This is a genomic window from Brevibacterium permense (assembly GCF_025506275.1).
GTDB lineage: Bacteria > Actinomycetota > Actinomycetes > Actinomycetales > Brevibacteriaceae > Brevibacterium > Brevibacterium permense_A.
In genome coordinates this window covers 251,834-270,996 of the sequence record NZ_QYCP01000096.1, presented here as the reverse complement: position 1 = coordinate 270,996, position 19,163 = coordinate 251,834, and the positions used below count along the sequence as shown (strand labels likewise).

The 19,163-nt window shown below is 62.5% G+C and carries 14 protein-coding genes and 1 pseudogene; 9 read left to right on the top strand and 6 right to left on the bottom strand.

The features are described from left to right. The first annotated feature begins 74 nt into the window (after positions 1-74). Together D3I60_RS18845 and D3I60_RS18840 are read left to right on the top strand one after the other, a co-directional pair. Entirely contained in the window at positions 75-719 is a 645-nt protein-coding gene (locus D3I60_RS18845; RefSeq protein WP_262778469.1) for an RraA family protein, read from the top strand. 43 nt (positions 720-762) lie between these two features. Beyond that, positions 763-2,016 carry a dicarboxylate/amino acid:cation symporter gene (locus D3I60_RS18840; protein ID WP_262778468.1) on the top strand — a complete coding sequence of 418 codons (1,254 nt, stop codon included), beginning with the start codon at positions 763-765 and terminating at the stop codon, positions 2,014-2,016. A gap of 100 nt (positions 2,017-2,116) precedes the next feature. Here the strand turns inward: D3I60_RS18840 and D3I60_RS18835 are convergent, their stop codons facing one another. Further along, positions 2,117-2,617, bottom strand: a complete 501-nt coding sequence (locus D3I60_RS18835) for a TetR/AcrR family transcriptional regulator (protein WP_262778467.1) — start codon at positions 2,615-2,617, stop codon at positions 2,117-2,119. A 611-nt stretch (positions 2,618-3,228) separates the two neighbouring features. Beyond that, on the bottom strand, positions 3,229-3,591 hold the full coding sequence (locus D3I60_RS19430) for a helix-turn-helix domain-containing protein (protein ID WP_369415588.1): 363 nt from the start codon (positions 3,589-3,591) through the stop codon (positions 3,229-3,231). Positions 3,592-3,645: 54 nt separating this feature from the next. On the opposite strand from D3I60_RS19430, the gene D3I60_RS18830 reads away from it, so the two are divergent. Together D3I60_RS18830 and D3I60_RS18825 are read left to right on the top strand one after the other, a co-directional pair. Further along, the gene (locus tag D3I60_RS18830; protein ID WP_262778466.1) at positions 3,646-4,059 is read left to right on the top strand and encodes an alpha/beta fold hydrolase; all 414 of its coding nucleotides are present in this window, start codon (positions 3,646-3,648) and stop codon (positions 4,057-4,059) included. A 25-nt stretch (positions 4,060-4,084) separates the two neighbouring features. Then, on the top strand, positions 4,085-4,834 hold the full coding sequence (locus D3I60_RS18825) for a class I SAM-dependent methyltransferase (protein ID WP_262778464.1): 750 nt from the start codon (positions 4,085-4,087) through the stop codon (positions 4,832-4,834). Positions 4,835-4,850: 16 nt separating this feature from the next. Here D3I60_RS18825 and D3I60_RS18820 read toward each other — a convergent pair whose 3' ends face one another. Next, positions 4,851-5,996, bottom strand: a complete 1,146-nt coding sequence (locus D3I60_RS18820) for an FAD-dependent oxidoreductase (RefSeq protein WP_262778462.1) — start codon at positions 5,994-5,996, stop codon at positions 4,851-4,853. A 304-nt stretch (positions 5,997-6,300) separates the two neighbouring features. On the opposite strand from D3I60_RS18820, the gene D3I60_RS18815 reads away from it, so the two are divergent. After that, the gene (locus D3I60_RS18815) at positions 6,301-6,942 is read left to right on the top strand and encodes a YdhK family protein (protein WP_262778460.1); all 642 of its coding nucleotides are present in this window, start codon (positions 6,301-6,303) and stop codon (positions 6,940-6,942) included. 6 nt (positions 6,943-6,948) lie between these two features. Here the strand turns inward: D3I60_RS18815 and galE are convergent, their stop codons facing one another. Then, positions 6,949-7,941, bottom strand: a complete 993-nt coding sequence (gene galE, locus D3I60_RS18810; protein WP_262778458.1) for a UDP-glucose 4-epimerase GalE — start codon at positions 7,939-7,941, stop codon at positions 6,949-6,951. A 152-nt stretch (positions 7,942-8,093) separates the two neighbouring features. Here galE and D3I60_RS18805 point away from each other — a divergent pair, with 152 nt between their 5' ends. Together D3I60_RS18805 and D3I60_RS18800 are read left to right on the top strand one after the other, a co-directional pair. Beyond that, positions 8,094-9,149, top strand: coding sequence for a hypothetical protein (locus D3I60_RS18805; protein ID WP_262778456.1), 1,056 nt, complete (start codon positions 8,094-8,096; stop codon positions 9,147-9,149). A gap of 86 nt (positions 9,150-9,235) precedes the next feature. Continuing rightward, positions 9,236-9,760, top strand: coding sequence for a Dps family protein (locus tag D3I60_RS18800; protein WP_262778454.1), 525 nt, complete (start codon positions 9,236-9,238; stop codon positions 9,758-9,760). A gap of 96 nt (positions 9,761-9,856) precedes the next feature. Here the strand turns inward: D3I60_RS18800 and lhgO are convergent. After that, positions 9,857-10,939 (bottom strand): annotated as a pseudogene (gene lhgO / locus D3I60_RS18795) (L-2-hydroxyglutarate oxidase); the annotation flags it as partial. A 498-nt stretch (positions 10,940-11,437) separates the two neighbouring features. Between lhgO and D3I60_RS18790 the strand changes: the two are divergent. Together D3I60_RS18790 and D3I60_RS18785 are read left to right on the top strand one after the other, a co-directional pair. Next, complete coding sequence (locus D3I60_RS18790) at positions 11,438-14,578, top strand: choice-of-anchor G family protein (protein WP_262778453.1); 3,141 nt, start codon at positions 11,438-11,440, stop codon at positions 14,576-14,578. Positions 14,579-15,144: 566 nt separating this feature from the next. Continuing rightward, positions 15,145-17,361 (top strand): choice-of-anchor G family protein, encoded by a 2,217-nt coding sequence (locus D3I60_RS18785; protein WP_262778451.1) that lies wholly within the window; start codon positions 15,145-15,147, stop codon positions 17,359-17,361. A 123-nt stretch (positions 17,362-17,484) separates the two neighbouring features. Here the strand turns inward: D3I60_RS18785 and D3I60_RS18780 are convergent, their stop codons facing one another. Further along, positions 17,485-19,014 carry a deoxyguanosinetriphosphate triphosphohydrolase family protein gene (locus D3I60_RS18780; protein WP_262778449.1) on the bottom strand — a complete coding sequence of 510 codons (1,530 nt, stop codon included), beginning with the start codon at positions 19,012-19,014 and terminating at the stop codon, positions 17,485-17,487. Positions 19,015-19,163 lie beyond the last annotated feature (149 nt).

Below are 19,163 nucleotides of genomic sequence, written 5' to 3'. Positions count from 1 at the left end.
TATCATCTCATTTGCGACACAACTCTCACTTATCAAGTGTGGGCACAACAGATGACTTATTCGCTGGAGGACCAATGACCGCGACAAAACACGAGACCAGCCAACATTCTTCGCAGGAAGCCATTGCTGAAACCCTGAAGCGGCTGGGAGCCGCAACAGTGCACGAAGCGCAGGGCAAGGTTGGCGCACTATCTCACGAGGTAAAACCTCTCGACGCTTCGTCTCGTCTAGCTGGACGCGCTCTTACCGTTCTCACACGGCCGGGAGACAACCGAGCCCTTCACCTCGCACTGCTTGAAGCCAATCCAGGCGATGTGCTTGTGGTTGACGCATTCGGCTGGAAAGAGGCCGGAGTCTGGGGAGACGTGCTCACCGCGGCAGCGATGCATCGGGAGCTTGCAGGAGTCGTCATCAACGGAGCGGTCCGAGATTCCAACACGGTCGTCGGACTCGGATTCCCTGTGTTCGCCAAAGCGCTATCGATCAAAGGAACCGCGAAAGCTGACAAAGGAGTCATCGGAACGGAAGTCACCATCGATGGAGTCCAAATCGCAACCGGCGACATGATCGTCGGCGACCGCGATGGAGTCGTAGCGGTTCCACAATCGACAGTCGACAGTGTGCTCGAAGCGGCTAAAACGAAGGAAGAGACCGAAGATGGCTGGGTGCGTCAGATAGCCGACGGGGCTACAACTGCCGACTTACTGGGCCTGCACTGATTCGGTCAGAGTCAATGAAGACTTCACAGAATAGGAGAAGCCAATGAAGTGGTGGTTCAGCCGAAAGTTGCACGTTCAGGTATTGATCGGGGCCGCGCTCGGAATAGTCGCCGGAATTCTACTTCAAGACTATGCGGCGTACCTCGATCCCATCGGACAAATATTTCTTCGCCTGCTCAAGTTCCTCGTCGTTCCGTTGGTTATCGCAACTCTGCTTTCTGGAGTGCTTCAGATGACTTCGGTCAAGGAGCTCGGAAGCGTTGGAGCACGATTCTTCGGATACCTCACAGGAACTTCGATTCTCGCTTCGGCGGCGGGAGTCGGAATGGCACTGCTGATCAGACCTGGTGTTGGTCTGAGCCTCGATGAGATCCAGAAAGAAGATGTTGCGCCGGAGGACTATGACGTCGCCGAGCAACTGCTGGGCTGGGTTCCCGATAACTTATTCAATGCGATGGCGAACATGGATATGATCCCCATCATCATCGGGACAGTACTCTTCGGAGTCGCGATGCTGCTCATTGGAGAAACGAAACTGCCGAGGGCTTTCGCCCTTGTACGCGAAGGAACCGAGATCATGCTTCGACTGACGAACATGATCATATGGACATCACCATACGGTGTTTTCGCCCTCCTAGCAGTCCTCGTTGGCACAACGGGAACAGAAATGCTCGGCGCTGCGGCAAAATTCGTAATTGCCGACTTCGCCGGGATCGTCCTAGTCGCTCTGGTGGTCTATCCCACGATCCTATTCTTTACTGCTCGCCTGAACCCAGTGAGGTTCTATCGCAACGCTTGGCCGTCGACCGTATTCGCCATGACGACATCGAGTAGTGCGGCCACTATTCCCGTGTCAATGAAAGTCGCCCAGGAAAACATGGGCGTACCACGCAAGATATATGGCTTCACAATTCCATTCGGCGCCACTGCGAATATGGATGGCTTCGCGGTTGCGCTCGGAGTCATCTCCATCTTCGCCGCGGACGCGTTTGGAATCGAAATCACGGCCGGACTCATAGCGCAAATCGTCTTGCTGGGCTTGGCCTTGTCAATTGGGGCTGCCGGAGTACGCGGCGCAGGCATCGTAATGTCTGCCGTGCTGTTTCAAGCGCTGGGGATGCCTCTTGACCTGATTCCTCTACTTGCCGCCATATGGCCGCTCATCGACGTCGCTCATACCGGCTTGAACATCACTGGCGACCTCACAGGCACAGCCACCGTAGCGGCACAAACTAAGAATATGGATCGCAAGGTGTTCTCGAAGCGATCCAAATCTCTGACCATGGACTCTGAATGACAGTATGATCTACTTCGGCTCGCTTCGAAGCCGAAAACTGTGCAAGAGATTGCTGTGACGGGTTCAGGATGGGTCCGTCACAGCAATAAAAATTCCCATCTCAGCCATCCGCTTCGTTTGTCCACGACCGAAGCAGTTCGCAATAGTTATTGGTAAGTCGCCGTCGAATCTCATGCTCAGTCCAGCCAAGCTGAGTTCGGAGATCTTTGACATCGCGGGGGTCAAACAGCAGGTTATGCAGATAGAGTGCTTCGTCAATCGGAATGTGCTGAATTCCAAGCTCACGAAGCAACTGCCGAATGGGCTCTTCCCACGCCCGGCGAGTCGTGGCAATGACGGCTTCCCCTCTTCGAAGCCTCGTAAGGTAGCCCTCACTGGACCGCAGTGAGATGATCGCATCTCCGAACTTCGCCTGCAATCTGAGCCACTCGGCGAGCACCTGGTCGAAGAGCGGGCGCCCCTGCTCTTGCGAACGTTCACTGTAATCAGCGAGCTGTTCGATCACTGATCTCAGATACTCACTGCGCAGGTCGTCCAGGCTGGGAAAGAATCGGTAAGCAGTGGCCACCGAGAGTTCTGCTTTCTCGGCAATTTCCGGCATGGTCGCTTCTCTCGAATCACGAAAGGCCTCGCCGGCGGCTCGAAGCAACCGAGCTCGATTCCGTCTAGCGTCAATCCTGCGACCATTTTGTTGGTTTCCCAACCGGCCTCCCCCGGAAATGGTAGTTTTCAGTGCCGTACTCAGCCTACCGAAAAATTCCTCTAGCCAATTCCACTCGGTTTCGAGTGACTGGCCAGTCACCTTCGCACCGAATCCGATAGTACGCCCACAGTGTCGTCATCGCGGTTACTATCCTCAGCGCCTAGGTTTCTCAACCCTCTATGGCTGACATCCAAGAGAGCTCAAACCTGCCTCACCCTGGACTGTAAAGACGTTGATTTCACACAATCAGAACGATTCGATCGTCCTACTTTCGATCGTAGAAGTTGCCATCCGCCAGGTCTCATCGCGGACTCTCCCGCCGCGAAACTACCACCAATTGGGCAAATCGCAGTATTCCCACTGTGCATTTCGCGGCCCCGGACCGAATCTACCACCCTATTGAGCAGATCGCGATATTCCTATTGAGCAATTCGCGGTATTTCAGTTGAGCAGTTCGCGATATCTCCGCTGAGCGTTTCGCGATCCTGTCCTATCTCACCGCTCTCACCTCACCCCGCGTATTCCGAGCACTCCGGACACCGGGTCATGAGGTCGTGCCGGCAGCTGCGAACGTGGAGGAGGAACTTCTCCGCTGAGTCGAGCGACGTCCGCTGTGCCCGAATTGCCGAGAGCCGAGCAGCGATCACCTCCGCACGCCCGGTCTCACCGCGATGCAGGATCGCTCGGATCTCGGCGAGGCTCATACCCACGCTCTGACACGACAACACGATCCGACACCGACTCAGGTGTTCTGACGAGTAGTCGCGATGCCCGCTTATCGTCCGGTCAGGCACGACGACGCCTTCGTCCTCCCAATGCCTGAGCACATGCGCGGCCACTCCCAGTTGCGCAGCCGCTGCCCCGGTCTTCATGCGTCCATCATGACACCTTGACTTCAGGTCGACCTGAAGTTCTACCGTCCATCCATGACGACTCCAACCGACCGTAATCCTGCCATCCGCACCATCACCGACCGCATCACCATGAGCGACGGTGCCGAGGTGGCCACCACGACCATCGAAACGACCTGCCACGACAACGACCAGGGCCGCCTCGGCGAGGTCATCATCTGCCACGGGACCCCGTGGTCGTCGCGGATGTGGCTGCCGCTCGCCCGTCAGCTCGCCCGGCATATTCGCATCCGCCTGTGGGACATGCCCGGCTACGGCGAGTCCTTCCCCGACCTCTCCGACACGTCGGCACAGCCGACGGACATTCCCTTCGCCGAGGCGCTCCCCCGTCGTCCGCACGTGACCCGGTTCCCGCGCTCGGGGCACCTTGTCCCCGTCGAAGCACCGCACGATCTCCTCACCGATGTGACTGCGTGGCTCGACGGGTGAGAGACGTGTGCGCGAGGATGGGAACATGCGCGCATTCGACGAGCTCGTCACCGAAGCACAATCCGCCGATGTCACCGGTTGGGGATTCGACTGGCTCGATGGACGCGCCACCGAAGAGCGACCACCCTGGGGTTACGCAAAACTCCTCGCCGGGCGGCTGTCGACGGCGACCGCGGCACTCGACATCGACACCGGCGGCGGTGAGATCGTCGATGAGGCGCCGGTGCTGCCGCCGCGCATGGCGGTGACCGAATCGCACCGCCCCAACGTCGCCGTGGCTCGGCACCGGCTCGGTCCGCGAGGCGTCGACGTCGTCGAAGCCGACCCGCGCCGACTGCCCTTCGCCAACGGCAGCTTCGATCTCGTCACCTCGCGGCATCCCGTGAGCCCCGCCTGGTCGGAGATCAGCCGCGTGCTTGTCCCGGGCGGCACCTATCTCGCCCAGCACGTCGGACCGGCCTCGGCATTCGAACTCATCGAGTTCTTCCTCGGACCGCTGCCGGAAAATCGCCGCTCACGGCACCCGCGAACCGAATCGGACTCCGCCGAGGCGGCCGGACTCACGGTCGAGACGCTGCGCACCGCGCGCTGCCGCATGGAGTTCTTCGATATCGGCGCGATCGTGTGGATCCTGCGCAAATGCCCGTGGTGGGTGCCCGATTTCGCGGTCGCCGACTACCTTCCGCAGCTGCGTGAGCTCGACGCTGCAATGCGCAATGGCGAACCGTTCGTCGCCCATTCGACGCGGCACCTCATCATCGACTCCAAGCGCTGAGCGTCCTCGTCGCCCCTCACGAACTCGTCTGTGACACTCGGAACCGTTCCGGAACGTCGCCGGCACCCGTGGCGAGGTCGGCCGCGAACTCGCCGAGCAGCGGCGCGAATTTCGCCCCGTGCCCCGAACAGGCCGAGACGATGACGAGACCGTCGACCTCGTCGATGACGAAATCCTCGTTCGGTGTGTTCGTGAACAGACACGTCGTCTCCGCATACGGTTCCGGAATGAGTCCCGGCAGGTTCCGCTTCGCATAGTCGATCATCCGAGCCCGCATCTCCTCGGTGATCTGTCCGTCCTGGTCAAGAGCCGAACCGATCACCTTCCCGCCGTTGAACTGCGCGAACTTCTGCCCTGCGAAATCGGCATCCCGCCCGCCGGGCAGTCCGTAGGTGAACATCTCCCCGGATTTGTGGATGAACGTCGGCCAGGGGGTGCTCGGCCGACCGTCCGCACCGGCATCGCGGTAGGGCATGTGGAACGCCTGCTCCTGCCGCACTTCGAATGTCGGCAGCGCCTCGAGGAACGCCTTCGGAAGACCTAGATCGCTGAGGAGGTCGGGCAGCCACCCGCCCGCCGCGACGATGACGCGGCTACCTTCGACAACGTCCCCCTTCGCCGAGGTGACACTGAAGCCGCCCGCGGATCGTCGGGCCACCTCGGCGACCGTCCAATCATTGAGGACCCGAGCCCGCCCTGTGTCCACCGCACGCTCAAGCATGGTGGTCACCGTCGTCTCGGCGTCGATGACGCCGGCGTCCGGGTGCCACAGGACGTCGGTGTCGAAGACGAACTGCGGCCACCGTTCCGCAGCACTCTCGGGATCGAGGACCTCGTACTCAACGCCGACCTCATCGAAGATCTCCGCGAGCAGATCAGTATGCCGAGCGTCGCCGAAGTCGACGGCCCCGGTGCGAGTGATCAGCTCGATCCCCGACTTCGACTCGAGGTCATCCCACAGCTCACGAGCCCGCACAACGAGTTCGGTGTAGAGACGGTCGGGGTAGGCGTAGCGGAAGATACGGGCCGAACCATGGGAGCTGCCACGGTCGTTGGCCGGGGTATGCCGTTCGAGCACGGTGACGTCCTCGCCGCGCGCGGTCAGCGAATACGCGGCCGCGGCACCGGCCAACCCTGCTCCGATGACGATGTGGTGAGTCACTGCTGTTCTCCTCAAGAGATGGCGACGAGGGCCCGCCTCCCATTCTCGCGCGTATCTATCGCCTATGGAGGTCGATCACGCAGGTAGGTTCGTCGCTCTTCGGCGCGACGTCGGTCGAAACGCGCCGATTTCACTATATCCCCACGTCACTACGGGTGCAGAGCACGTATGACGTCTTGGCATTCATACCCATGAGGGGTATAGGGTGTGCGTGGCGGACCCAAGGGATGGGGTGCCCTGAGATGCGCCCATCAGCCGCCCAACGAATCCGACGCGACCGTCTCACAGAGTCAGGAGACCACTCATGAAGAAGCTCAATCCATCCGCCCGCCTCGTTGCGGTCACTGCGGCACTCGGACTGGCGCTGGCAGGCTGTTCGACCACGAATGACGCCCAGGGGTCCGACGGCGGAGACACTCACAGCAGCCTCGAGTCGTCATCTCATGAAGACGGCGGCCACAACGATATGGAGCACAGCGACAGCGGTTCGGGAATGGAGTCCGGCGGTCATGAAGGCCACTCGATGGATGGTGGCGCCCCGCCTGCGGGCATCGAGAGGGCCGCTGACCCGAAGTTCGCCGTCGGCGACGACGTCGTGCTCACCGCCGGGCACATGCCGGGAATGAAGAATGCCGAGGCCACGGTGGTCGGCGCCTTCGACACCACCGCCTATGCAATCAGCTACACCCCCACCGACGGCGGCGACCCCGTGACGAATCACAAGTGGGTCGTCCATGAAGAACTCAAGGACCCTGGCAAGGCCCCGTTGAAGAACGGCGCCGAGGCGACCGTCGAAGCCGAGCACATGCCCGGGATGAAGGGCGCCGAGGCGACTATCGACTCATCGACGGACGAGACCGTCTACATGGTCGACGTCGAATCCGGCGACATGAAGATGAAGAACCACAAGTGGATGACCGAAAGCGAGTTGAAGGCTGCGGAGTGACGCGCCCTAGTTCTGCTCGGGCAGCATCCCCGCGGCTTCGACGGCGCTGCGGACGATCTCTTCGAGACCGAACTCGGCCTTCCAGCTCAGCAGGGCCGAGATCCGGGTGACGTCGGCGACCAGCGCCGGCGGGTCACCGGCACGACGCTCTCCCATTTCGGGGACGATGTCACGGCCGGTCACCTCGGCGATGGTGTCGATGACCTCCTTCACCGAGGCGCCGGTTCCTGTCCCGACGTTGAACACGGTCTCCGTGGTGCCACCGGCCTTCATGTAGTCGAGGGCGGCGATATGTGCCTCTGCGAGGTCCTTGACGTGGACGTAGTCGCGGATGCACGTGCCGTCGGGGGTGTCGTAGTCGTCGCCGAAGATGATCGGCGCCTTGCCGTCCCTCAGCCGTCCGAGCACGATCGGGATGAGGTTCATGACGGCAGTGTCGGCGAGTTCGTTCCAGCCGGCACCGGCGACGTTGAAGTAGCGCAGCTTCACGGCGTTGAACGTCGTTCCCCGCATCTGCGAGGCGGTGATCTGGTTGTCGATCATCCACTCGCCGATGAGCTTGGTCTGACCGTAGGGATTGATGGGACGGCAGTCGAGATCCTCGGGCACCATGTCGACATCGGGCATACCGTAGGTCGCCGCTGAGGAGGAGAAGACGAGCGACTCGATACCGGTCGCTTCGACGGCAGCGAGGATGTTCGTCAGTGCGCCGATATTCTGCCGGTAGTACATGACCGGTTCTTCGACGGACTCTCCGACCTGCTTCTTCGCAGCGAAGTGGATAATCGAGTCCACACCGTGTTCCCTGATCGCGGACACCAGGCGTTCCTCGGCGTCGGCGGCGGCGAGGTCGAGGTTGACCACGGGCAGGCCTTCGACGCGAGCGTCGATGCCGGTGGAGAAGTCATCGACGACGAGCACGTCGTCGCCGCGCTCGGTGAGCAGTCGCACCACGTGCGAACCGATGTAGCCTGCCCCTCCGGTCACCAGAACTGCCATTGACCGCGTCCTCCTTCGTCTCTTCGACACGTCGGTATCAGAATACGCGTTCAGGTGTCCGAGTTCAGATTCGGTCTGAAAGCCCCGTGAGGAAAGCTTCGGAATTCGCCGTCGCCCTGGCCGGGAGCAGACGGCCCTGCCACAGTGGGAAAATGCACATCCTCCTTATCTGCGATCCCGGGCCTCCGAGCCGCCGTTTGGCCTCGTTCAAGGACGAGTTTGTCGAACTCCCCCGGCAGGATTTCGAGTCGGATGTGACTGTCGATGTGTGCACAGAGGCGCTCCGGGTCCAGGCCGACCACCGACTGGAGCTGTCGACTCTCGACGCGATCGTCGACCGCTATGCCGCAGCGGACCTCGTCATCATGCTCACGGACATTCCGCGCCACACCCAGGGCAAACCACTGATCGCCGAGGTGCTGCCGGCACGCAACATCGCCGTGATCTCCTGCCCTACCCTCGGCGCACTGACGACGAAGCGTCGTCTGCTGAAGATCTATATGAGCTGCGTCAATCAGCTCCTGCCCGACGGTCATCTGCCGGCGAAGACGCATCGCCTGCCGCGCTGGGGCCGATGGTCGAGCCGCTCCAAGTCGGGCCGCCGCACCCTTCACGCTCATACGTTCACCGGCGGGCCCCGCCTCGTCCTGGGCATGACCATGGCCAATGAGCCGCTGCGGATGGTCCGCAGGCTCTCACGAGCCATGGCCGCAGCCGCTGCCACAGGAGCATACGGCATCTTCTACAGCTCCATCTGGCAGATGTCCCAACATCTGTCTACCGCCCGCCTCATCTCGATCGGCGCCATCGCCATCGCAGTCATGGTCGGCTGGCTGATCACGATCAATCGCCTCTGGGATCGCCCGGTCAATGAACGCCTGGCTCAGGTCGTCTTCTACTACAACCTGTCCACTGTACTCACACTCATCATCTGCGTGACGGGCCTCTACGCTTTGCTGGTCATCGGCATCCTCGCCGGAGGGCTCCTCGTCATCGACCCCGAGTTCATGGCCCAGACGATCCACCGGCCCGAAGTCCGGCTGACGAACTACCTCGACATCGCGTGGTTGAGCGCAGCGATGGGCGTCGTCGCCGGCGCACTCGGCTCAAGTTTCGACAGCGACATCGACCTGAAGAATCTCACTCACGCCCAGCGGCTGCGTTCCCGCGTCTACGTCGCCCAGGACGACGAGACCGGCAGATCCTGACGGGGGTTACGTGCCGTCTGCGGCAGCGTTATGGTGGCCACAGACTCCGGGTCAACGCGAAACCGGAGAGAATAGGAGCAAGAATCATGACACAGTCAGTGACAGTTCCCGACCCCCATGGCTCAGAGAAGACCACTCGCGAGAACGCCGAACGCGGCTTCGTCGCCTCCGACGCCCTGACCAAGAACCTCCAAACGGTTCTGGTCGACTTCATCGCTCTGAGCCTGACTGCCAAGCAAGCGCATTGGAATATCGTGGGCACGAACTTCCGCGACCTCCACCTCAATCTCGACGAAGTCACGGACATCGCTCGTGCAGGCAGCGATGAGATCGCTGAACGCATGCGTGCCCTCCACGCCTCCCCGGACGGTCGCCCCGCGGTGATCGCCGAACAGACAGGGTTGCCGGAGTTCCCGAACGGAGAGATCAGCACCCACGACGCCATCGACCACATGGTCGCGTCGATCGAGGCAACCGTGGCGTCGATGCGCAGCACCCATGACGAGGTCGACTCGGCGGATCCGACGACCGCCGATATCTTCCACGGCTACATCGCCCAACTCGAGCAGCAGGCCTGGTTCATCAGCGCAGAGACCCGCACACCCAAGTGAGTCGGTGCGACTGAGCAGCCACTCTGATCGTCGGGCCGCCTCCCCGTCCTCACGGTCGGGCAGGCGGCCCTTCGTCGTCGACGCCGGGCACCGGCATCATCGCCCGTCGATGATGCCGATGAGGTGTTCGGCAATGGCCAGCGCCGAGGTGGCTCCCGGGGACGGCGCATTCCTGACGAACATCGTGGCTCCCGCCCGATCGATGACGAAATCATCGACGAGTGTTCCGTCCCGTTTCATGGCCTGGGCGCGGATTCCGCGGGTGGCGCGGTGGCCGCCGGGTCCCGCAAGGGAGGGGACATAGCGGGCCGCCTCGGCGACGAATCTCTCGATCGAGAGCACCCCGGGCAGCTCACGCGCAGCGGTGGCCATATTGCCTGCGGCGAAGCGCCAGAATCCAGGGTCGGCGGCCACGGCCAGGGAATCGGGGATGTTGAGGCCTAGCCCTCGGTAGCCTTCGCGGGAGAAGGAGAGGACGGCGTTGGGCCCGATCATCAGTCCGCCGTCGATGCGTCGGGTGACGTGGACGCCGAGGGAGGGATACTTCGGGTCCGGGACGGGATAGATGAGTCCGTTGACCGTATTGCTGTGCACCTCGTCGAGGATGAAGTACTGCCCGAAGAAGGGCACCACGGTGGGGGTGCGCTTCTGTCCGGAGCGGGCGGCGAGGCGGTCGGGCTGGAGGCCGGCACAGACGATGACGTGGTCGATTTCCTGAGCGTCGACCGGGGTGTGGACGATGGCGGAACCGCGGGAGGTGGGGCCGCCTCGGTGATCGATGCTTTTGATCGGGGTCGAGAAGCGGACGCGGCCGCCGTGGGCGCGGAAGTCGGCGACGAGAGCGTCGGTGAGGCCGGGGTAGTCGATGATCGCGGTGTGGGGTGAGTGGAGGGCTGCGAGGCCCTCGGCGTTCTGTTCGATCTCGCGCAGGCCGTCGCAGTCGACCAAGGCGATGTCGGGGACTCCGTTGGCGAGGGCACGATCGTGGATGGCGTGGAGGCGTTCCACTTCGATTTCGTCGGTGGCGACGACGACCTTGCCGCATTCGTCGAAGGGGACGTTGTGTTCGGCGGCGAAGTCGGTCAGGAGGGAGACGCCTCTGCGGCAGAGGGTGGCTTTGAGGCTGCCGGGTTCGTAGTAGAGGCCGGCGAGGACGACTCCGGAGTTGTGACCGGTCTGGTGGGCGGCAGGGTGGTCTTCTTTTTCGAAGAGAGTGACATCGGCGGAGTCGTGGCGGTTGAGCCGACGTTAGGCGACGGCGGGGTGTCTTGCGCGTCCCGTCCACACCGCGGGAGTCGTGACCTTGTCGGTCACCATACGGTCACAGACGGATTTCGCAGCCGACCGTCCGTGTCTCAAACCATGACATAAAAGGTAGTACCCAGTGACTTGACTATGACTGTGGCAAATTTCAGTTCGTCAGACTGCACTCTTCGTAGCAAGCGTTTCACCTGCAGATTCATAGAATCGCGCAGAAACGGGACTTGCCGCCGCAGACATCAGCAGCAGCCATCAGGGCCTACCTTGGCGTAACTATAACGACGAGGTAACTTTTCCTGTGATTTGCTGATTACTTTTTGATTACTCCGTAACGTTGTGAGCGTCCTGTCAGGAAACTGCCTGTTTCCGTCCAGGCGTCGCCTGGACCTGATCAGGGTCTGAACGATGTGGAGAACCATGAGAATACTGAGAGGCCGGCCCGGAGCCGGTCGGAAAATCGCGGTGGGGTCTGTCGCCGCGGCGACAGCAGTGGGTCTGACCCTGCTGACGACCTCGCCCGGTGCCGCCGATGAACAGAATCCGAACGAAGACTCAGAAGCCTTCGGGCAACTGATCGATGCCGACATTTTGACCGCAGACGCTGTCGACGCTCTCTCGGCGTACAGCAGTTCTCCGTCCAGTACGGACGCGGACAGCACTCCGATCAACGCTGAGGTGCTCCAAGCCATCGGAGTCGAACTCCCCGGAATCGGCATCCCGCTCATCAGCAACGAGGGCGGCGACGGTCTGCTCGAACTCGGCGAAGCAGGAGCGCTCAATGCCTATGGGCACGCTCCTGCCTACAATGATGCCACGGCCAGTGCCGGCGCAGTCGGGACGGACGGCGGTCTCAACCTCGATGACATCAACAATGGTGAGTACGGCAACGCCAAGGTCGACCTGACCTCGGTGCTCGGCCAGCTCGACCTCGACGGCGTCACCGATCAGATCGTCGATGAGCTCAGCCTCGAACTCGGCGCGATCGCCTCGACTGCCAACAGCAACGGCGAAGCCGATGACTCCGAGTACGCCGTCGCCGATGGCATCCTCACGGTCTCCAGCCCTGCTGTCGGCGGCCTGTCCGACGACCTCAACGAAGTCGTAGATGGTGCCGGTGGCACTCTCGAAGAGGTCATCGGCAAAGAGGGCCTGGTCAATGAACTTGCCGGCCTCGGCGTCGATGTCAACATTCCCGGAATCGCACGCGTAGCCGTCGCAGGTGACGATGCCACCGTGTCGGTGGAAGTCCGAGATGCGCTGAACAGCGTCGTCGAAAACGTCGTCAATGAGGCGCTCGAAGATGAAGCTGGGATTGTCTCGATCGATCTCGCCAATGGCGACATCAAGATCGACCTCGCGAAGATCGTCAAGGGCGGGGACGCCTCTGACCTCAACGGTCTCGACCCGAACACCCAGGTACTCACCTCGGACACGATCTCGAAGATCACCGATGCCGTGGCCGATGCCCTCGGCGCACTCTCCGGCAAGGTCAACGAGACTTTGTCCGATGCGCTCAACGACGTGCACCTCGTCATTGACCTGCCTGCAGTGGCAACCTTGGGCCCAGTAACCGTCGCCCGTGGGTCGGTGAACGTCGACGCAACGCTGGGCCAGCTCGCCGGCACGGACTCCTCCGATCCGACAATCACCACTGATCTAGATATCGCTGGGCTCCCAGTCGGGGATCTCATCTCCGACCTCACTAATCCGCTGGTCAGCGAACTGCTTGGCATCACCGAACCTCTCATCGGCGGAATCCTTGATTCCACGGCCGATGAAGTCGCTGGCGCTGTGACCGGTATCGTCGATCCGGTACTCGATACTCTGGATCCCGTCTTCGAAGCGCTCAACCAGGTCGTCGATCTCACGATCAATGAGCAGCCGACCGCGAAGGATCCGGCAGAGGAGAGCCAGGTCAAGGGCAACAACGGACCCGGCTTCACCGTCAGCGCGGTGAGCCTGGAACTGCTCCCGGCCGCCGATGCCATCGACATCAACCTGGCCTCGTCTTCGGTCCGTGCAATCGCCGAGCCAGACGAAGCGGATCCGGACGCAAACGCGAACGCAGCGGCCTCGGCATCGGCTTCGGCCGACGCCGACGGCGATAACAACCCCGCCGCCCAGGCAGCCTCGGAAGCCGCCGCTGACAACGATGCCAACAACACGGCATCGGCAGCAGCTGACGAGAACGCCGAAGCAGCCGCGGAATCGGCAGCGACCGAGGACGCTTCGTCCGAGGCTTCAGCCGATTCGACGACGGATGAGAACGCTTCTTCGACGGCAGCTTCGCAGGCCGCCGCACAGGCTGACAACTCCGATGACACGAACGCCGAAGCATCGACTGCTTCGGATGCCAACTCCGCAGCCGCTTCTGAGGCTGCTTCCACCGCTGACTCCTCGAACGAGGCATCCGCAGAGGCAGCAGCCGAGTCTGACGCCAGCGCAGCAGCAGATCCTGATGCCGCCAATGAGGCAGACGCGAACGCCAACGTCAACGCAGCCGCTTCGGCGTCGGCCTCGGCCAACGCCGATGACGACAACAACGCGGCAGCCGAGGCAGCAGCAGTAGCAGCAGCCGACAACGATGCCAACAACACGGCATCGGCAGCAGCTGACGAGAACGCCGAAGCAGCCGCCGAATCGGCAGCCAACGAAGAGGCCTCCTCGGAGACCTCGGCTGACGCTACATCGGATCCGAATGCTTCGGCACAGCAGGCAGCCAACGCAGCCGCGAACGCCGACAACTCGGACTCGACGAACGCCGATGCTTCAGCCGCCGCTGATGCGAATCCGGCAGCTGCTGCGTCCGCAGCTTCTACCGCTGATTCCTCCTCGGAGGCTTCTGCCAACGCAGCTGCTGACGCCGACGGTGCTGATGACGGAGCCGCGGCCACCGCTTCGGACGATTCCGATGCGAATGCCAATGTGAACGCTGCCGCATCGGCCTCGGCTTCGGCCAACGCCGATGACAACAGCAACGCAGTCGCCGAGGCAGCAGCAGTAGCAGCAGCCGACAACGATGCCAACAACACGGCATCGGCAGCAGCTGACGAGAACGCCGAAGCAGCCGCCGAATCGGCAGCCAACGAAGAGGCCTCCTCGGAGACCTCGGCTGACGCTACATCGGATCCGAACGCCTCGGCACAAAAGGCAGCCAACGCAGCCGCGAACGCCGACAACTCGGATGACAGCAATGCACAGGCATCTGCCGCAGCCAACGCCAACGCCGGTGCCGCCGCTTCTGCAGCGTCGACGGCGGACTCCTCCTCCGAGGCTTCCGCTGCAGCAGCAGCCGACGGCGCTGAGGCTGACGCTTCGTCGGCAGACGATGCGAACGAGGCATCAGCTGATTCGGATCAGGCCGCATCAGCCAACGCCGGATCCACGGCCAACGCCTCGGCCGGTTCGAACACGAATGCCTCGGGCAATGCCGGTGGAGACCTGCCGCGGACGGGTACCGATGGCCTCCCGGCCATGGTCGGATTCGCCGCGCTGCTCCTCGCCGGAGGTGCCGCAGCGGTGTGGGCAACCCGCCGCTACCGCGCCGGCAAGCACTGAAGGTGACCCAGCTCAGTCAGTGAGCTGAAACCACGAATGGCGGGGTCGGAGTGAGAACTCCGGCCCCGCCATTCGTCATTCACTCAGCCTACGACAGTGCGCTGAAGGCCATCGGACGCTCTCGCTACCGACAGCACTGCCCGCTATCGAATGTGCTCCTCAGACATTCGTTACCTATCGGTAATGAATCAAAGCTACCTTGTTACATTTTTGTCATATTTATCGATGTGACGAGTCTCACATTTTGCTGAAGCCTCCGGAACGGCCACGCACAGTCTTCCGCATGCTGAGACCACGGCCATTCGACACGAACTCCCAGATCACGGAACTTCCGCTACGGCAAGCGGAAACTAGCGATCCGCTTCCCGTCGTTCGCATGAACCGCAGTTCACTCACAGTTCACCCTCCACCAGCAAAAGAGACGTCGTTACCTTTCCGTTATCTTTCTGATTACTCTCGCATTATTCGTTCATGACTTTGTAGGGTGTGTGACGTTCGGCCAAAACAGCATGGGTACTTGCTGTGCGAATCGAACAGTCGACATTCACGAACGAAAGTTGAGAAGTATGAATAAGCTCCGCAAAGGGCACGTTCCCGTGCGCAGAGCCGCTGCCGGCACCGCCGCAGCAGTAACCGCGCTGGGACTGACCGTCATGGCAACAGCGCCCGGTGCCGCAGCAGTCAACCCCGACCCGAATGAAGATGCCGAGGCATTGGGCCAGCTCGTCCAGTCTGATCTCCTCGACGAACAGCTGGTCGATGCAGCGGGAGCATACAGCAGCTTCCCCAGCAATCCTGAAGAGGCGAAGACTCCGCTCAACGCCGAGGCCCTCAACGCTATCGACCTCGACCTCGGCAATGGCGTATCGCTGCCTGTCGTCAGCCAGCCAGGCGGCGAAGGTCTCTTGGAGCTCGGCGAAGCAGGCGCCCTCAACTCGTACGGCTATGCCCCATCCGCGGACAGCGCAAAGGCCAGCGCGGGTGCCGTCGGAGAGGATGGCGCTCTCAACCTCGATGACATCAACAACGGTGCTTACGGCAATGCCAACGTCGACCTCACTCAGGTCCTCTCGCAGGCCGGAATCGACGGCGCCACCGATAAGATCGTAGACGAGCTCTCGCTCGAGCTCGGCGCTGTCGCCTCAACCGCAGAAGCCAAGGGCTCCGACGAACCGACGTCCGAATACGCCGTGGCTGACGGCATTCTGACCGTTTCCAGTCCTGCAGTTGGTGACCTCTCCGACTCCCTCAACGAAGTTGTCGACGGCACCGGCGGAACGCTCGAAGACGTCATCGCCAAGGAAGGCCTGGCCGACAAGTTGGGTAAGGCCGGCATCAACGTCAAGACCGGCCTCGCCGACATCGAACTCGGCGGCGAGAACACCACCGTCAATGTCGAAGGTCAGGACGCTCTCAACAGCGTTGTCGAGAATATCGTCAATGAGAAGCTCGAAGACGAGTCGGGCCTCGTCTCGATCGACCTCAAGAACGGTGACATCAAGATTGATCTCGCCAAGGTCGTCAAGGGCGAGAACGGCGAAGACCTCAACAGCCTCGATCCCAACACCCAGGTACTGACCTCCGAGACCATCGGAAAGATCACTGACGCAGTTGCCGACGCTCTCGGCAGCCTCTCCGGCAAGCTCAACGAGACGCTAAAGGATGCGCTGAACGATGTCCGCGTCGAGGTCTCGCTGCCGGCCAAGGCCACCGCGGTCGGAGTTCCCGCAGCTGACGGCAAGGTCAACATCGACGCCACCCTGGGTCAGCTCGCCGGCACCGGCGAGGGCGACCCGAAGGTCAGCACCGACCTCAAACTCGCTGGAATCGACGTCGGAGATCTCCTGAACTCCATCACCGGGCCCCTGCTCGAGCAGCTCACAGGAGTGACCAAGCCCCTGATCGGCCCGATCCTCGACGCCACGGCGGACGAGGTCTCCGGCAGCGTCACCAAGATCGTCGATCCCCTGCTGTCCAACCTTGACCCGGTCTTCGCCGGACTCAACCAGGTTGTCGATCTGACAATCAATGAGCAGCCGACGAAGAAGGACCCCGCTGAGGACGGCAATGTCAAGGGAACCGACGCCGACGGCTTCACCGTCAACGCGGTCAGCCTCGAGCTCCTCCCGAATGCCGGTGGTGCGCAGGCACAGGCCTCGAATGGCGTTGCCGATATCAACCTGGCCTCTTCCTCCGTCCGGGCGACTGCCGCGGACGAAGCTCCCGGCGACGACTCAGCGTCCGCTGATGCTGACGACTCCGCTTCCGCAACGGCCGACGCTGACGACTCGGCCACGGCTACCGCCGATGCCGACGATTCGGCATCAGCCACCGCAGACGCGAACGATTCCGCCTCGACGACGGCTGATGCCAACGACGCGGCGTCCGCAACCGCCGATGCCGAAGATGCCGCGTCCGCAACGGCCGATGCTGATGACTCGGCTTCGGCCAACGACGCGGCCAACGCGACCGCCGACGCCGACGATTCCGCTTCGGTGACCGCTGATGCCGACGACTCGGCATCTGCGACGAACGACGCCGACGCCTCCGCTGCCAGCAACGACGAGGCATCCGCCTCGGCGAATGCCAGCACGAGCGCGAATGCCAGCAACAATGCACAGGCTGACAGCACAGCCGATGCCGGAGCTGCCGCTGACGCGGGCGGCGACCTGCCTCGCACCGGTGCCAACGGCACCTTGGCGATCGGAGGGCTTGCCGCGCTCCTCATCGCCGGTGGCGCAGTTGCGATCTACCTGACGCGACGTCACCGTGCAGGTCTCTGAGACCTGACCGTGTGAACGCCGAAACGGCGGGGTCGGAGTGAGAACTCCGGCCCCGCCGTTTGCATGCCTGCCGTTGGCATTACCGTCGACTTCGCGTCGAAGGTGGCCAAAGACGTTCGCGCCCTACAACCCGCGCCCGGCCTCCCACGGTTCGTCGGAGGCTCCGGTGATCAGGGCGTTGACCGACATGGCCTGCGCATCGGTGAACGAGGCGACGTAATCGACCACTGCACGTGCCCGACCACGCCTTACGATCCCGGCCGCGCCTTCCTCCCCCAAAGCTGCGGGGTTACGCGCGTACAGGTCCGAATACTCCTGCGTGGCCGCCTCGACGGAATCGACCAGACGCCGGGGAATCCGCGTCGCCTCATCCGGATCGAGCAGCCACTCGTGGAACCCTTCGACGAGAGACGCGATGATCCGCGTCTGCCCACGCTGATACACGGCCAGGTCAGAGCGTTCGAGCACGAAACGCGAATGCACGAATTTGAGCACCACGACGTCGTGCCACGCCTCCTGGCTCAGTCGCACATGACCGCTGCGGATATGGGGGTCCGGGTCGACGACGATCGAGGCCTGCAACCGGTCGATCCACCGCCGGGTGAACCCCGTGACCGCCCGGTCGGCTTCCAGTCCCCCGTCGTAGGGAACCCCGAGCAGTCCCTCGACGAGATCCCGGTTGACCCGCTCCACCGACTCCCGGAACGCGTCCTCCGAGGCGATCCACGGATCTTTCTCCCGCGTGTGCCGCCGGATCGCCTCGAGCGCATGGCCCGGCCGCCGCCGATCCAGCTCGGACGAATCGAGCGCTGCCAACTCCCGATGATCGCGCAGCCACCGCCCGAGCTCGGCGGACACTGCCGTGTACTGCAGCACGTTCGACCGGTAGAAATCGTCCAGGTCGTGCACCGCGTACGCAATATCGTCGGCGACGTCCATGACCGCGCACTCAAGCGTCTGCTGGTATTTTCCAATCGCCGGGAACGCCGAGAGGACGTCCGCCATCTCTTCGACCTCGGTGGCGTAGGCGGAGAACTTCATCGCTCCCTCGCTGACATCATCACCGACCCCACGCGGCATCCGCGCCGCCGACGACGCCCGATCGCCCGTCCACTCCCCGCGCTCCCACGGATACTTGAGCACCGCGGCCCGAATCGCCCGGGTGAGGTTGAGACCCCGCGCCGTGGCCTCGCAGCTGTCGAGGGCGGTGAGAATCCGAAAGGTCTGCGCATTCCCCTCGAACCCGTCGTCGAGGCGCAGCGCCTGCCGCGACACCCGGTCGAGTTCCTTCTCGCCGAGGTGGCCGAACGGCGGGTGCCCCAGATCGTGCGCGGCGGCGGCCGCCTGCACAACGACAGGATCACATCCCCCGAGACGGTTGACCGTTTCCCGGGTCCCATAGTCCGCGTTGTTCAACGTGATCGCGATCGACCGGGCCACCGCGGAGACCTTGAGCGAATGCGTCAGCCGGTTGTGGATGACGGTGCCGGACCCGGCTTGCGGAATGACCTGGGTGACCGAGGCCAGGCGGGAGAAGAACGGGGAGAACCGGATCCGTTCGATATCGACGCGGAACTCGTCCTCTCCGGGGCGGGCCTCCTCGGCGACATTGCGATCGCGACCTCCGGTGGTGTGAAATCTCTGTCGTTCCATGAACTCAGACTACCGATACCGAACCCCGCAGATCCCCAATTGCTACCTGACGGGGGCCCAGCAACCTGGCGCCAGGTTGCTGGGCCCCCGTCAGGTAGTAAGGGGATCCCTTGAGACTCAGATCACAGCATCGTATGGTGAAGATACCT

Bases quoted from the DNA above. Each gene is read 5' to 3' on its own strand.
- D3I60_RS18845 (WP_262778469.1), top strand. From the start codon at position 75: ATGACCGCGACAAAACACGAGACCAGCCAACATTCTTCGCAGGAAGCC.
- D3I60_RS18840 (WP_262778468.1), top strand. From the start codon at position 763: ATGAAGTGGTGGTTCAGCCGAAAGTTGCACGTTCAGGTATTGATCGGG.
- D3I60_RS18835 (WP_262778467.1), bottom strand. From the start codon at position 2,617: ATGCCGGAAATTGCCGAGAAAGCAGAACTCTCGGTGGCCACTGCTTAC.
- D3I60_RS19430 (WP_369415588.1), bottom strand. From the start codon at position 3,591: ATGAAGACCGGGGCAGCGGCTGCGCAACTGGGAGTGGCCGCGCATGTG.
- D3I60_RS18830 (WP_262778466.1), top strand. From the start codon at position 3,646: ATGACGACTCCAACCGACCGTAATCCTGCCATCCGCACCATCACCGAC.
- D3I60_RS18825 (WP_262778464.1), top strand. From the start codon at position 4,085: ATGCGCGCATTCGACGAGCTCGTCACCGAAGCACAATCCGCCGATGTC.
- D3I60_RS18815 (WP_262778460.1), top strand. From the start codon at position 6,301: ATGAAGAAGCTCAATCCATCCGCCCGCCTCGTTGCGGTCACTGCGGCA.
- galE (WP_262778458.1), bottom strand. From the start codon at position 7,941: ATGGCAGTTCTGGTGACCGGAGGGGCAGGCTACATCGGTTCGCACGTG.
- D3I60_RS18805 (WP_262778456.1), top strand. From the start codon at position 8,094: ATGCACATCCTCCTTATCTGCGATCCCGGGCCTCCGAGCCGCCGTTTG.
- D3I60_RS18800 (WP_262778454.1), top strand. From the start codon at position 9,236: ATGACACAGTCAGTGACAGTTCCCGACCCCCATGGCTCAGAGAAGACC.
- D3I60_RS18790 (WP_262778453.1), top strand. From the start codon at position 11,438: ATGAGAATACTGAGAGGCCGGCCCGGAGCCGGTCGGAAAATCGCGGTG.
- D3I60_RS18785 (WP_262778451.1), top strand. From the start codon at position 15,145: ATGAATAAGCTCCGCAAAGGGCACGTTCCCGTGCGCAGAGCCGCTGCC.
- D3I60_RS18780 (WP_262778449.1), bottom strand. From the start codon at position 19,014: ATGGAACGACAGAGATTTCACACCACCGGAGGTCGCGATCGCAATGTC.